Consider the following 12849-nt stretch of genomic DNA (forward strand, 5'->3'; position numbering starts at 1 on the left):
CGACGGCCACAACGCCATCGCTGCCAGGCAGGCCAGCAGCACGCCACCACGCGGATTTGTGCTCGGCAGGCTGCCACGCCAGCGCCGCTCGGCTTTGCCTGTTGCCATCAAGCCTTTTCCTCCTTGGCCGCCCGGCTCGCTGAAGACGCGAGCTACACCTTAGCTTTTCTTATCGGCCGGTCTGTTACTTTGTTGCAGTAAAAGGGTATGGGGTACCTCCCTTGTCAAGGTCTCCCGATTTTACTCGCGTACTTGTGACCTTTGCCGCGCTGCCACGTGGCAATAACCCCCTTGCAATTGCCCCCCTGTTCGGCACACCTAACCCCTAACACTATAACACTCTAAGCAGCGGCGAACGCGGCACCTGCGTCCAGGGGAAACGTCTTGATTGCTAAACGGTTTGTCATCTTCCTGTTGGCCCTGGCGCTGTCTCCGGCCGCCGTCCTGGCCGGACAGAAGGCGATCATCTTCCCGTTCGACCTCATCGACCAGCAGCAGCAGTTCGAGATTGGCTTGATGCCGAAAGGCCTCGACCCCGAGGACAAGCGGCGCCTCGAGATCATCACCGATGAGCTGACGAAGCTAGTCAGGGACAGCGGTCGTTACGAGGTGGTGGACCGCACCCCCATAGCGAAGGACATCGAAGACAAGTCGCCGATGTACAAGTGCAACGGCTGCGAGGACGATCTCGCCAAGAAAGTCGGCGCCGACATCGCGTTTATCGGTACAGTGCGCAAGGCCTCCGACGTGTTGTTCACCGTCAGCATCTACGTGCGCGACGTCGCCAACCAAAAGGTGATCCACCAGGGGTCGAGCGAAATCTACGGCAACACCGACAAGATGTGGTTGCGGGCGGTGAACTACATCGTCGACCGCCGGTTATATGCTGACAGAGGTGCGAAATGATCGACCGCCGCCGCCTCATGCTTGCCGGTGGTGCCGCCGCGCTAGCGGGCTTCGGGCTGCCGCTGCAGCGCGCCAGCGCTGCCGGCACGCTGCGGGTAGCTTCACTGAAGTTCGGCTCGTTGAGCTGGCTGCTCGAGACGATCCGCGCTGAGGGACTGGCAGACAAGGCCGGCGTCAATATCACCGTCGTCGAGGTGGCGACCAATCAGGCGGGTCCCGTAGCACTGCTCTCCGGCGAGGCCGATGTCATCGTCAGCGACTGGCCGTGGGCACTGCGCCAGCGGGCGTTGGGCGAGCACGTCAAGTTCGCTCCCTACTCTTCCGCCCTCGGGGCCGTCATGGTGCCGCCCGACTCACCCATCCAGAAGCTCGGCGACCTCAAGGGCAAAAAACTCGGCGTCGCCGGCGGCGCCATCGACAAGAGCTGGCTGTTGCTGCGCGCCTACTCGCGCAAGGAGCTGGGTACCGATATCGCCCAGCTGGCGCTGCCTTCTTACGGCGCCGCGCCGCTGCTCACCGAGGAGACGCGCTCTGGGCGTCTCGATGCCGTGCTCAATTTCTGGACCTACGCCGCGCGGCTACAGGGTGACAACTACCGGGCCATCATCGAGATGGATGACGTGCTGAAGGCGCTCGGCATCGCCCCTGTGCCTTCACTCGTCGGCTTCATCTGGCGCGAGGAGACCGAAGCCAAGAAGGGGACAGAGATCGCCACGTTCCTTTCCGCCGTGGAGCAGGGCAACGCCGTGCTCGCCACCTCGGACGCGGCCTGGGACCGCATACGCCATCTGGTGCGGCCGGAAAGCGATGCCGAGTTCGCCGCCATCAAGGCGTACTATCGCGCCGGCATTCCGACCCCCTGGACGGGGGCCGAGACGCGTTCGGCGGAGAAGCTGACGCAGGTTCTGGTTGACATCGGCGGTGCGCAGTTGCTCGGCAGTGACACGCAGTTCGATCCCAAGCTGTTCCATGCGGCAGGCAGTTAACGCGCCGGCGCGCGGCTTCAAGGTCGGGCGCCTCGGCTGGTCGTTGATCTCACTTCTTGCCCTCGTCGGGTTGTGGGAGCTTGCCGCGGTCATCGCCCAGAGCCGCTACCTGCCTGGGCCGATGACCGTCTTCGACGTCATGGTGCGCGAGGCCGAGGCCGGGGAGCTGTGGGGCAACATCGCCGCCACCCTCACCCGCGTCGCCTTCAGCTTCATCGTCGCCATGTTCATCGGCTCGGCCATCGGTTTGGCGCTCGGACGCTATCCCTTGGCCGACCGCTTCTTCGACGCCTGGCTGATCTTCTTTCTCAACCTGCCCGCGCTCGTCATCATCGTCCTCTGCTACATCTGGTTCGGGCTGACGGAGGTGGCGGCCATCACCGCCGTCGCGGTCAACAAGATCCCCAACGTCGCCGTCACCATGCGCGAGGGCGCGCGCGCCCTGTCGAAAGACCTCAACGAGATGGCGCAGATCTACCGCTTCGGCTGGTGGAAGACGCTGCGCCATGTGACGGTGCCGCAGCTGGCGCCGTTTTTCGCCGCGGCGGCGCGGTCGGGGCTGGCGCTGGTGTGGAAGATCGTGCTCGTGGTCGAGGCCTTCGGCCGCTCCGACGGCGTCGGTCATCAGCTCAACATCGCCTTTCAGCTGTTCGACGTGCCGATGATCCTGTCGTATGCACTCGCCTTTATCGTGGTCGTGCAGATCATCGAGATGGCGATCCTGCAGCCGCTCATCGCGAGGGCCAGCAAATGGCGCCGCTGAAGCGTCCGCTGACGGTTCGGGTCGACAGGAAGGTGTTCCCCGCCGTCGGGGGGCGGCCGGAAAACCTCGTGCTCAAGAACGTCGAGTTCCAAGTGGAGCCGGGCTCGTTCGTCGTCATCACCGGGCCTTCCGGCGGCGGTAAGTCGACGCTGCTCAACATCATCTCCGGGCTCGACAAGGAGTACGAGGGGGCGATCGACTTCGGCGGCAACAACGACCGTCTCGCCTTCGTGTTCCAGACGCCGCGACTGCTGCCATGGCGGACCGTCTACGAGAACGTCGCGCTGACCCTCCCGCCGGGCGACCCGCGCCTCGCCAACATCCCCGAGATGCTGAAGCGCGTCGGCCTCACGGACGCCGCAAACGCGTATCCGGAGATGATCTCGCTCGGCATGCAACGCCGTGTGGCGCTGGCCCGCGCCTTCGTGCTGGAGCCCGAGCTCTTGCTGATGGATGAGCCGTTCGTTTCTCTCGACGATCCGACCGCCCAGGGCCTGCGCGAATTGCTCGTCGAACTGTGGTCGAGGCGGCCGACGACGGTGCTTTTCGTCACCCACGACCGCCCCGAGGCCGTGATGCTCGGCACCCGCATCTTGCGCCTGTCGAACGGAGCTGCAACTATCGCCCAGGATGTTCCGGTGCGGCTCTCGGTGGTCGACCGGACCGACCGCGAAAAGGTGCGGGCGGAGCAGCGGCGCATCTTCGGCGAAGCTTAGATCTCAGCAAGATTGATGGAACACGTGCGCCCGACGGCGAGAATGCTTGCCAGCGTGATGGATGAGCGCGAGGCGCGCCTCGTCGCCGCGCTCGGCGCCGACATTATCGACGCGAAGAACCCCGCCGCCGGCGCGCTGGGCGCGTTGCCGCCCGCGGCCGTCGCGGCGATCCGCGCCTGCGTGCCACGCCACGTGCCGGTGAGCGCGACGATCGGCGATCCCAGTGATGATGTGGAGGCGAGCGCGGATGCAGTTGTGCGCATGGCGGCAGCGGGGGCCGACATCGTTAAGGTCGGTCTCAGCAAGGTTGCCGGGGCGGAGCCTATGCTGGAGCGGCTCGGCAGTCTCGCCCTGGGCGAGGTCCGCCTCGTCGGCGTGCTGCTGGTCGATCATGGCGTCGACCTCGATCTCGTCGCTGTGGCGCGCGCCGCCGGACTGGCCGGAATGATGCTCGATACCGCCGACAAGCGGCGCGGCGCTCTCCCCGACGTCGTCGCCAGCGACGCGCTGGCCCGCTTCATCTCGGCCGTGCATGCGGCCGGAATGTTCGCCGGGCTGGCGGGATCGTTGCGCGCCGAGCACGTCTCGTCGCTGCTCAGGTTGGCGCCCGACGTTCTCGGCTTTCGTGGCGGATTGTGCCGCCAGGCCGAGCGCACGGACAGTATCGACGCCGAGGCAGTGCGTGCCGTGCGCCGCGTTATCCCTGTTTGCGATGCAGCACTCGCCGATGCTTGCCGCGCGCCATTGTCGGGTGCTATGGCGCCCCGGCAGACGAAAGACGTGGCATGAGCGGCAAGCAGAGCATCACGCGGCGCGACGGCGTCGTCCTCGATCGCATCTTCGTGCGCGGCCTGGTGTTGCCCATCGCCATCGGCGCCTACGACGAGGAGCGGGGCATCACCCAGAAGGTGGGCTTCACCATCGAAGCCTCGGTCGGCGCCGGCGTGTCGCCGAAAGGCGACGACCTTAACGAGGTCCCGTCCTACGACGATCTGGTCGGAGCGGTGAAGACGGTGGTCGCCGCCGGGCATATCAATCTCGTCGAGACGCTCGCCGCGCGCATCGCCGACCGCTGCCTCGACGACAAGCGGATCGTGTCGGTGCTGGTGCGGGTGGAAAAGCTGGAGCGCGGCCCGGACGCCGTCGGCGTCGAGATCGTGCGCCCACGCCCTACGTGAGCACGTTGCACAAGCCGACCGTCGTCAAGCTCGGCGGCAGCCTCGCCGAGAGTCGGCGCATCGCGGCCATATTGAGGATCGTCGGAGCGGCGCGACGCTCGTGCGTGATCGTGCCCGGCGGGGGTTCCTTCGCTGACGCGGTGCGCGCGGCCTATAAGAAGCACAGGCTCTCGCAAGCCGTGGCGCACCGCATGGCCATGCTCGCCATGCACCAGACGGGCATGATGCTAGCCGGCATGCACGCCAGGTTGGTGCCGGTGGAGACCTTGGCTGATATGCGGCGTGCACTTGCCGACAGCCGCATCCCGGTATGGCTGCCGCTCAAGCTGAGCGCGAGGGACACGCAGATCACCGCCAACTGGAGAACGACTTCCGACGGCTTGGCCGCGCGCCTTGCTGAGCGGCTTGGCGGGGCATCGGTAGTGTTGGTCAAATCCTGTCGGGTCGATCGATCGGCCGCGCCCACACGCCTCGTCCGCGCCGGCGTCGTGGATCCGGTCTTCGCCGAAATCGTGGCGCGTGCGTGCCTCCCTTGGCGCGTGCTCGGCGCCGGCGATGAGGCGGAGCTGGCTCGGCTTCTCGCCGCTCCCCATCGATCCGGTCGACGGAGCCCGGCCAGGCGTGCTATCGCGCGCCACAGATGACCGCATGCGGCGTCGGCGATGACGCGGTCGAGGCACGGCTCACATGGCGCAAAAGCTGCTTTTCCTGACCGGACGTCTCGCCGAGCCGCGACTGGCCGAGACGGTGGCGGCGATGGGGCTGCCGAACGGCTCCTGGCGCATCGCCAACCTCGGCATCAAGGTGGCGGCGCTGATGACCGAGAACATCGTGCGCAACCGCCTGAAGGAGCCGCTCGAGGCCGACCGAGTGATCGTGCCGGGACGCAGCCGCATGGATCTGTCGCACCTCGCCGAGCATTACGGGGTGCCGTTCGAGCGCGGGCCGGACGAAATCATCGACCTGCCGCAGTACTTCGGCCATGACGGCAAGCCGCCGGACTTATCGAAGCACGACATCCGCATCTTCGCCGAGATCGTCGATGCGCCGGCCATGAGTGTCGACAAGCTCGTCGAAAAAGGTCTTGAGCTGGTCGGCAAGGGCGCCGACGTGGTCGACATCGGCTGCCAGCCGGACGTGAAGTTTCCGCACCTGGAGGAGACGGTCGCGGCGATGAAGCGCGCCGGGCTGAAGGTGAGCGTCGATTCCGGCGATGTGGAGGAACTGCGACGCGGCGCGCGCGCCGGTGCCGACTTTGTGCTCAGCCTCGATGAATCGAACCTCGACGCCATCGCCGGCACCAGTTGCGTGCCGGTGCTGCTGCCAAGGCCGCACGGCGACCTCAACTCTCTCATCCGCGCCATCGATCTGTGCAAGGCAAGGGGCATTCCGCACATCGCCGATCCGGTGCTCGACCCGATCAACTTCGGCTTCATGGCCTCGCTCGAGCGCTACGCGCAGCTGCGCCGCGCACGCCCCGACGTCGAGATCTTGATGGGCACGGGCAACCTCACCGAGCTGACCGATGCCGACAGCCAGGGCGTCACCGCGGCGCTGCTCGGCATCTGCACCGAGCTCGCCATACGCAACGTGCTCATCGTACAGGTATCGCCGCACACGCGGCGCACGGTCGAGGAGCACGACGCCGCGCGCCGCCTGATGTATCGCGCGCGCGCGGACGGCAACCTGCCCAAGGGCTACGATGCCGGGCTGCTTTCGTTGCACGACCTGCGGCCCTATCCAGACACGCCCGAGCAAATCGGCGCGGCAGCGAAGGAGATAAAGGACGCCAACTATCGCTTAGAGTCGGCGGCCGACGGACTGCACATCTACAACCGCGACGGCCATCACGTCGCCGACGACCCGTTCGCGCTGTTCGACAAGCTCGGGGTCGAGAAGGACGGCGCGCACGCCTTCTACCTCGGCTACGAGCTCGCCAAGGCCGAGATTGCACGGGCGCTCGGCAAGCGCTATGCGCAGGATAGCCCCCTCGATTGGGGCATCGCCGCCGACAAGAAATCCGAAGACCTGACGCAGCATGCGCCCGAAGGGGCGACCCTCAAAGCCGCCCGCAAGGAGAAGCAGGATGCCGCGTATCGTCGAAACGATCGTGACGACGACGAACGCGCGGGGTGAGGCGCACATCGCGCCGCTCGGGCTGATCGAGGACGGCGAGCATTGGGTCATCGCCCCCTTTCGTCCCTCGCGCACGCTCGACAACCTGCACGAGGTCCCCTACGCGGTGGCGAGCCACACCGACGATGTGCGCGTGTTCGCCGGCTGCGTGACGGGGCGCAAGGACTGGCCGACGCGCCCGGCCGCGCGCGTCCCGGGCGTCATGCTCGCCGATGCGGTGTCGCATTGGGAGCTGGCGGTGGTGAAGGTGACGGAAGACGCACAGCGCCCCCGCTATGCGTGCAGCCTGGTGCACGAGGCGAGCCATAGGCCATGGCAGGGATTCAACCGGGCGCAGGGGGCGGTGCTCGAGTGTGCGGTGTTGGTGACGCGGCTGAAGATGCTGCCGCCGGAGAAGATCGAGGCGGAGCTGAAGTACCTGGAGATCGCCATCTCCAAGACCGCCGGGCCGCGAGAAGCGGAGGCATGGGGTTGGCTGATGGAGAAGATCGACGCATGGCGCGCGCAGCGCCCGCAGGGCGCTCAATCGAGCTAGCGATTGGACCCTGTGGCCAATGGCTTGAGGTTGCCGCAGTGATCCGCGCCGACGTTCTTCAAGGCGAGCGTCTCGAGCCCATGTCCATAGGGGCGCACAAGGTCGAGCGGCGCCTCACCGCGCCGCACCGCGCCGACTTCGCCGGCCAGGCATGGCCAATGCCAAGTGGCGTAGGGACCGAACACGTCCTTGACGATTTGTTCATCGCAGAGATTGCGGTCGGCGCAGTACTTGACCGCGTCGAAGTATTCCACGAACGCGAAGATCTCGCTCTGGGTGGGGCGGCGCTCGGCGCAATCATCCCTGCAAAAGATGAAATTGTAGAGCTTGTCGCGTAGCACCAGCATATGCGCACTCTGGAACTGCGTGACGAATTCGATGGCGGTCTTCGAGCGGTCGTCGAGTTGCTTGGCGACGCTATCCTCGTACTGCCGGTAGGTCGCATAGCCGCCGATGACGGCGGCGGTGAGCCCGAGCCAAGTCACGGCGATGCTGGAGATGTCCCTTATGCGCATGGTTTCCCCCCGAGGGAGCAGCATGTGGGCTCTTGGTATCATGCCTCTGCTCGCCGGGCGACCGCGGGACCGCGTGAAGCGGGGGCCCGAAGTTGGCGGATGGAGAGGATCGATGTCTGGCGCGCCGACCCGGCGCTGTTGCCTCGAGGCGTTCCGCACGGCTTTGGTGGGCTCTACAAGACGAGCTCGGTCCTGCCGCTGGCGAGGGCTTCCCTGGCAGCCTGGCGCAGTTCCTCGATGTGCAGCCAGATCTTCATCCTGACCTCGGCCTGGCTGTAGCGAATGCGCCACACCTGCTCGGCGTAGCGCCGGGTCACGCACAGCCGGAAGCGCTGCGCCTGCGGAGTGCGGCCCCAGATCACCGCCGTCTCGTCGGGCTCGAAGGCGATGTCGGTGTCGAAAATCAGCATGCTTGGCGGCTCTCGGTTCCCTCGCCGCCACCTAGGCTGTCGTGACGCCATTATGCATTGACCGAGATCAATGCGTCGCCCCCTAGCCCGTGCCCGGCCAGCAGGGCGACGGCGACGGCCGGGGCGCACCGTGTCACCCATTCGCGGCATTCATCGTTCGCCTCGATGAGGGCACCGAACGGGTGGCATGCACGGCCGAGCTCGCTGGCCAGGGTGGCGATCTCGGGCGCGCCGATGCCGGCGGCGATAACGGGTGCATGTGAGGACAACGGCACCGCCGCTAGGACCTCCTCTATGGCAGCGCGGATATCGCGCATCTGCTGCTCGGCGATTTCGCGCGCCGAGCGGCGCCAGGCCTCGAGGTCGGCGTCGATGGCGTCGCGGCCGAAGCAGCGTGCCAAGCGCGCGACGCTCTCCCCAACCGACTTGCCGCGGCCGTCGGCCGTGCCGTGCTGATCGACGCCCTCCGGCAGCTCGCCGAGGATGCGGCGCACGTCGGCCATATTGGCGAAGCCGCCGGCGGCAAGCCGCTGCGCGCGCCGGCGCAGCGTGGCGGTGCGGGCGACCGCACTAACGTCGGTGCGGGTCAGCCCGGTGTAGATGAGCTCACCTGTCGCCAGGCGCTCGCCGTCGGTGATGCCGCGCGCACAGACGCTGCCGCCGAGCACGGCCACGATGTCGGTCGTCGTCGACCCCATGTCGACGAGCAGGGCCTCGGGCATGTGGCGCGCGATCAGCGCGGCGCTGGCGAGAAAGTTGGTGGAGGCGACGTGCATCGGATCGGCGTGTGCGTGCTCGATGCTGCCGAAGCCGCGCGGGCCCGTCCAGATGCGCAAGCTGGTTCCCAGCAGATCCGTCAGTCGGTCGAGGATGGCGGCGACGCCGGTTCGCCGATCGGGGAACAGCTCGCACAACTCCCCCGTCATCGTCGCCGCGTGGATGTCGGCGCGCGCGGTGAGCGGCGCTGCCGCGGCGAACGCCATGTCGAGCTTGTCGAGCCCCTGCCACAGAGGGCAGGCGATCTGCCGCACGGCGATGACGCGGCCACCCTCGGCGAGCGCCACCTTGAGGTGCGCGCCGCCTACGTCGTATCCGGCCGTGATGGCCATGGCTCACCTTCGCGCCGTTGGGCTTTCTTGCGCGCCCGGCCGTGTTACACGAGGGGCGCGCGGAGGCAAGCTAGTGTGATGACCGAGAAATTTGCTATCATGAGCGGCGAGGTATCGAGCGAATTTCTCGATCTGAATCACACTAGCAACTATATGATTTTAGTGTCCCTTTTTCTTCCGAAGTTCGCTCCCCGCCCCAGCAGCAAACTCTGGCGAACTTCGGAATCGGGACGCTAGCCATGGACGTGATCCCGGTCATCGACGTGCGCCACGGCGTGGCGGTGGCCGCCGTGCGTGGGCAACGCGCCGATTACCGGCCGCTGGCGACGCCGTTGGCGCAAGGGTGCGACCCGGTCGCCGTCGCCCGCGGCTATGCAGCGCTGTTTACTTTTCCGATCCTTTACGTCGCCGACCTCGATGGCATCGAGGGCCACGGTCGCGATGCCGGCCTCGCCGCCCGGCTCGCGGCCGCGCTGCCCAAGGCGCGCCTCTGGATCGACGACGGCACGCCGCCCGGCGCTGCCGCGCGCCGCATCGCCGAGGAGGAGCACGCGACGCCGGTCATCGGCACGGAGAGCCTGCATGGTCCTGAAGATATCGCCGCGCTGCGGGCGCTGCCAGGCGATGCCTACGTGCTCTCGCTCGACTTTCGGAACGACAGTTTCGTGGGCCCAGCAATCGTGCTCGACGAACCGCAGCACTGGCCCGACAGCATCATTGTCATGACACTCGCCCGTGTCGGCTCGGGCGAGGGACCAGACATCGCTGCCATCGCGGCCATCGTCACTCGCGCCGGCAGCCGCCGCATCTATGCCGCTGGGGGCGTCCGGGATCGTGCCGACATCGTCAAGCTGCATGCCGCCGGCGCCAGTGGCGTGCTCGTCGCCACGGCGTTGCATCGTGGCACGTTAAAGGCCGGCGACCTCGAGGAGATCGCCGGCCTTTGATGGCGTAGCACGAAGGGCTTGAGCAGAACCGCGCGCCGGGGGTTCTACCCGTTCCAACGGCCAGAAAGCAGTCTACCCAATCGCTGCAGCAGACCCCTCTTCATAGGCGGGGCTTCATCCTGCTGTGGACGGTTTCCGCTTCAAGTCTTCGCACCGAACGGATGGTGAGCGGAGTTGCGCTGGGCGGTAACCTCGGCGGCGGTCGGCTTGCCGGCGACGGCGCGGGCGATCGACTCCTTCACGGCGCGATAGTTGTAGTCCTGGATCTTGGCGTCGTCGGAGGCTTCCCAGTGGATGAACACGCCGACGCAGATGAAGACGTCGTCAGCTTCCGAGGCTGGGATCACGCCCTCGGCGACCGAGTCCTGCACGGCCTTGGCGACGGCATACTGGGCGGGTCCGAACATCTGGACGGCCTGGCGGGCGTCCTTGATGGTGACCTTGTTGTAGAGAATCGTGTTCGGCTTGCAGGGGAGGTTCGGCGCGATCACCGCGAGCAGAGTCGTGAAGCCGTCCTTGTTGTTGGTCAGCGCGTTGCAGAACGCCGTCTCAGCGGCCGAGCCGCGCGGGCCCATGAGCAGGTCGATGTGGGCGACCTCGTTTCCATCACCGACGAGCGACTCGCCGATGAGCACCTTGTTGATCTTGGCCATTTCGGGGTTTCTCCCAAGCTATGAACACCACGAGCACCAACGCCACCCCGCCGAGGCCGAGCTGCACCGGTTCTGCCCAATTTCGAAAAGCTATCCTTTGTTATCTGCGTCCGGTGACGTTGTCCCCGAACCGGTTGGCCGGATAGCGGCGCGCCTTAAGCACCGCCCCTAGATAACGCGAGGCACCCTCCCGAGACAAGGGGCTACGGTGCGGTTGCCGGACCCAAGGCGTCGCATATGGAAGCGGCAAAAATAGTGGCTACAACGAGGTCCGCCGTGGTGCCGGGATTAACGCTGCGGCGCTTCAGGTCTGCATCGAAATCGCGCAGTTTTGGCAGCGTGTTGCGTTGCGCAACGGGGCGCCAGAAAGGCGACAAGGCCTGGGCCTCGCGGCGAACCTCGTTGGCGACGAATTCGCCATGTTTGCGAACAATGTGGCTGTCTGGAAATTGGGCAAGATAGGCCATGTCGAGCGTGGTGATCGCTAGCTGGTCATCGTGCGCCTCGGCGCGCGCGCGGCGCAGCTCGGGCAATCCGAACTCGAATATGTCGGCAAAGCCCGTCGAATAGTTGAAGGCGATGCGGTCGCGGTCGGCGGCCAGGTTCATCGCCTCGATGAGCCCGATGGTCGGCGGCACGGCAATATCCTGCTCGGGCGCCGCGCCGAGACCGCCTGGACGGGCACGCCGGATAGCGGCATAGGCGGCGGCGGCATCAGTGGCGTCGAGCGAGGCAAGCACCGCGCGCAGGCGATCGCGCAGACCGGCTTCGAGGGTCATCTCGGCCGCGGCGGCGAGCGGGGCACACAGCAGCAGGATGCCGAGATTAGTATTGCAGCCTGCGGCTGCGAACGAGGCCTCGACCGCGCGCAGGACGCGCGTGCCGACCTTCTCGCCGCGTGCAGCGACCCACGGCGCCGCCGCTTCGGCGCTCATCTCGAACTGCGCCACCTCCATGCCGTGACCGCCGGCATGCACGTGAACGTTGCCGGGCTTGAGCGCGGCCAGCTCGGCGCGGCAGGCGGCGAGAAACAACCCGCCGATCTGCGCCTCCTTCAGGCGGGGCATGGTTCGGAACGCGGCTCGGAACGGGGCTCTGGCGCCTCCCGCCGATGCTCGGCCACGGCGAGGAGGAAGTCCTCGATGATCGTCTCGGCGATGTCGACGTCGGAGACGCTCTGCAGCCCGCGCCAGGACGGGTTGCTGTTGACCTCGAGCACCAGCAGCCGCCCGTCGGGTGTGCGGATGAGATCGACGCCGGCGTAGTCCGCGCCCACAGCGGCGAGCGCGCCGGCAGCGAGCCGCGCCATCTCCTCGCTTGGAATGTGGGGGCTGGGCTCGCCGCCCTGGTGGACATTGGTGATCCAGTTGCCGGCGCGGCGGGCCATGGCCGCGACCACTCTACGGCGGGTGACGATGACCCGCCAATCCTCGAATGTGACGCCGGACGACGGCACGAAGTCCTGCAAATAGTAGATGTTGTCGGCAGCCTCGGGAGAGGGGAGGCCGGCGGCATCATCGACGCGCAGCAGGCCCTTGCCCTGCGAACCGAACAGTGGCTTGAAGATCAGCGGCCGGGCGGCCGAACGCACGTAGTCATCGGCTCCAGTGGGACCCTCCATGGTGCGGGTGCGCGGCGTCGGTATGCCCGCCTTGTGCAGCAGGAACGTCGTCGCCGACTTGTCGACGCAGCGCTCGATGGCGCGCGCGTCGTTCCATACGCGTACCCCGCTCTCGCGCAGCGCGTGCAGGATGCCGAGCCGGAAGGTGATCTGCTCCAGCGTGCCGGCCGAGATGGAGCGCACGAACACTGCGTCTGGCAACCTGCCATCGAAGCCGGGAATGTCGATGCCGCCTGCGAGCTGCGTATCGAAGGCGCAGCGAGGCAGCGACGTGACGACGACATAGGCACCGCGCGCCCGCAGCGCCTCGGCGAGGCGGCGCACGTGCCAATTGCCGCTCTCCTCCTCGAGGAACAGAGCGATGCGCAATCCGC

The 12849-nt window shown here is 66.8% G+C and carries 16 protein-coding genes; 10 read left to right on the top strand and 6 right to left on the bottom strand.

The window, feature by feature from the left end:
- Positions 1–384 precede the first annotated feature (384 nt).
- Genes F9K20_RS12850 through F9K20_RS12890 form a run of 9 tightly spaced genes read left to right on the top strand, consistent with a single transcriptional unit; the run spans position 385 to position 7220 of the window.
- Entirely contained in the window at positions 385–906 is a 522-nt protein-coding gene (locus tag F9K20_RS12850; protein WP_291002246.1) for a DUF3280 domain-containing protein, read from the top strand.
- Positions 903–1892, top strand: coding sequence for an ABC transporter substrate-binding protein (locus F9K20_RS12855; protein WP_291002249.1), 990 nt, complete (start codon positions 903–905; stop codon positions 1890–1892). The genes F9K20_RS12850 and F9K20_RS12855 overlap by 4 nt, the downstream gene beginning before the upstream one ends.
- A complete protein-coding gene (locus F9K20_RS12860; RefSeq protein WP_291002252.1) occupies positions 1876–2655 on the top strand; it encodes an ABC transporter permease in 780 nt (259 codons plus the stop codon). Before F9K20_RS12855 ends, F9K20_RS12860 begins: the two co-directional genes overlap by 17 nt.
- Positions 2643–3371 (top strand): ABC transporter ATP-binding protein, encoded by a 729-nt coding sequence (locus F9K20_RS12865; protein ID WP_291002255.1) that lies wholly within the window; start codon positions 2643–2645, stop codon positions 3369–3371. Before F9K20_RS12860 ends, F9K20_RS12865 begins: the two co-directional genes overlap by 13 nt.
- Before the next feature lie 15 nt (positions 3372–3386).
- The gene (locus F9K20_RS12870; RefSeq protein ID WP_291002257.1) at positions 3387–4160 is read left to right on the top strand and encodes a (5-formylfuran-3-yl)methyl phosphate synthase; all 774 of its coding nucleotides are present in this window, start codon (positions 3387–3389) and stop codon (positions 4158–4160) included.
- Positions 4157–4549, top strand: a complete 393-nt coding sequence (locus tag F9K20_RS12875) for a dihydroneopterin aldolase (RefSeq protein WP_291002260.1) — start codon at positions 4157–4159, stop codon at positions 4547–4549. The genes F9K20_RS12870 and F9K20_RS12875 overlap by 4 nt, the downstream gene beginning before the upstream one ends.
- A 5-nt stretch (positions 4550–4554) precedes the next feature.
- Positions 4555–5193, top strand: a complete 639-nt coding sequence (locus F9K20_RS12880; protein ID WP_291002263.1) for a uridylate kinase — start codon at positions 4555–4557, stop codon at positions 5191–5193.
- A gap of 43 nt (positions 5194–5236) precedes the next feature.
- The gene (locus F9K20_RS12885) at positions 5237–6685 is read left to right on the top strand and encodes a DUF6513 domain-containing protein (protein WP_291002266.1); all 1449 of its coding nucleotides are present in this window, start codon (positions 5237–5239) and stop codon (positions 6683–6685) included.
- Positions 6636–7220: a DUF447 domain-containing protein gene (locus tag F9K20_RS12890; protein WP_291002269.1), complete on the top strand. Its 585-nt coding sequence runs from the start codon at positions 6636–6638 to the stop codon at positions 7218–7220. Before F9K20_RS12885 ends, F9K20_RS12890 begins: the two co-directional genes overlap by 50 nt.
- On the opposite strand, the gene F9K20_RS12895 is transcribed toward F9K20_RS12890, so the two are convergent.
- The 3 genes from F9K20_RS12895 to F9K20_RS12905 form a co-directional block, all read right to left on the bottom strand.
- A complete protein-coding gene (locus F9K20_RS12895; RefSeq protein ID WP_291002272.1) occupies positions 7217–7759 on the bottom strand; it encodes a hypothetical protein in 543 nt (180 codons plus the stop codon). The genes F9K20_RS12890 and F9K20_RS12895 overlap by 4 nt on opposite strands.
- A gap of 149 nt (positions 7760–7908) precedes the next feature.
- The gene (locus tag F9K20_RS12900) at positions 7909–8145 is read right to left on the bottom strand and encodes a hypothetical protein (RefSeq protein WP_291002276.1); all 237 of its coding nucleotides are present in this window, start codon (positions 8143–8145) and stop codon (positions 7909–7911) included.
- A gap of 50 nt (positions 8146–8195) precedes the next feature.
- Positions 8196–9254 carry a hydantoinase/oxoprolinase family protein gene (locus F9K20_RS12905; protein ID WP_291002278.1) on the bottom strand — a complete coding sequence of 353 codons (1059 nt, stop codon included), beginning with the start codon at positions 9252–9254 and terminating at the stop codon, positions 8196–8198.
- Between the two features lie 239 nt (positions 9255–9493).
- Between F9K20_RS12905 and F9K20_RS12910 the strand changes: the two genes are divergently transcribed.
- Positions 9494–10201: a HisA/HisF-related TIM barrel protein gene (locus F9K20_RS12910; protein ID WP_291002281.1), complete on the top strand. Its 708-nt coding sequence runs from the start codon at positions 9494–9496 to the stop codon at positions 10199–10201.
- A gap of 140 nt (positions 10202–10341) precedes the next feature.
- On the opposite strand, the gene fae is transcribed toward F9K20_RS12910, so the two are convergent.
- The 3 genes from fae to F9K20_RS12925 form a co-directional block, all read right to left on the bottom strand.
- The gene (fae, locus tag F9K20_RS12915) at positions 10342–10854 is read right to left on the bottom strand and encodes a formaldehyde-activating enzyme (protein WP_291002283.1); all 513 of its coding nucleotides are present in this window, start codon (positions 10852–10854) and stop codon (positions 10342–10344) included.
- 203 nt (positions 10855–11057) lie between these two features.
- Entirely contained in the window at positions 11058–11921 is an 864-nt protein-coding gene (locus F9K20_RS12920; RefSeq protein ID WP_291002286.1) for a triphosphoribosyl-dephospho-CoA synthase, read from the bottom strand.
- Positions 11909–12844, bottom strand: coding sequence for a RimK family alpha-L-glutamate ligase (locus F9K20_RS12925; protein ID WP_291002288.1), 936 nt, complete (start codon positions 12842–12844; stop codon positions 11909–11911). Before F9K20_RS12925 ends, F9K20_RS12920 begins: the two co-directional genes overlap by 13 nt.
- Between the last annotated feature and the right edge of the window lie 5 nt (positions 12845–12849).

This window comes from Hyphomicrobium sp., from assembly GCF_009026145.1.
Classification (GTDB): Bacteria; Pseudomonadota; Alphaproteobacteria; order Rhizobiales; family Hyphomicrobiaceae; genus Hyphomicrobium_A.

Bases quoted from the DNA above. Each gene is read 5' to 3' on its own strand.
- F9K20_RS12855 (WP_291002249.1), top strand. From the start codon at position 903: ATGATCGACCGCCGCCGCCTCATGCTTGCCGGTGGTGCCGCCGCGCTA.
- F9K20_RS12860 (WP_291002252.1), top strand. From the start codon at position 1,876: ATGCGGCAGGCAGTTAACGCGCCGGCGCGCGGCTTCAAGGTCGGGCGC.
- F9K20_RS12865 (WP_291002255.1), top strand. From the start codon at position 2,643: ATGGCGCCGCTGAAGCGTCCGCTGACGGTTCGGGTCGACAGGAAGGTG.
- F9K20_RS12870 (WP_291002257.1), top strand. From the start codon at position 3,387: ATGGAACACGTGCGCCCGACGGCGAGAATGCTTGCCAGCGTGATGGAT.
- F9K20_RS12875 (WP_291002260.1), top strand. From the start codon at position 4,157: ATGAGCGGCAAGCAGAGCATCACGCGGCGCGACGGCGTCGTCCTCGAT.
- F9K20_RS12885 (WP_291002266.1), top strand. From the start codon at position 5,237: ATGGCGCAAAAGCTGCTTTTCCTGACCGGACGTCTCGCCGAGCCGCGA.
- F9K20_RS12890 (WP_291002269.1), top strand. From the start codon at position 6,636: ATGCCGCGTATCGTCGAAACGATCGTGACGACGACGAACGCGCGGGGT.
- F9K20_RS12895 (WP_291002272.1), bottom strand. From the start codon at position 7,759: ATGCTGCTCCCTCGGGGGGAAACCATGCGCATAAGGGACATCTCCAGC.
- F9K20_RS12900 (WP_291002276.1), bottom strand. From the start codon at position 8,145: ATGCTGATTTTCGACACCGACATCGCCTTCGAGCCCGACGAGACGGCG.
- F9K20_RS12905 (WP_291002278.1), bottom strand. From the start codon at position 9,254: ATGGCCATCACGGCCGGATACGACGTAGGCGGCGCGCACCTCAAGGTG.
- F9K20_RS12910 (WP_291002281.1), top strand. From the start codon at position 9,494: ATGGACGTGATCCCGGTCATCGACGTGCGCCACGGCGTGGCGGTGGCC.
- fae (WP_291002283.1), bottom strand. From the start codon at position 10,854: ATGGCCAAGATCAACAAGGTGCTCATCGGCGAGTCGCTCGTCGGTGAT.
- F9K20_RS12920 (WP_291002286.1), bottom strand. From the start codon at position 11,921: ATGCCCCGCCTGAAGGAGGCGCAGATCGGCGGGTTGTTTCTCGCCGCC.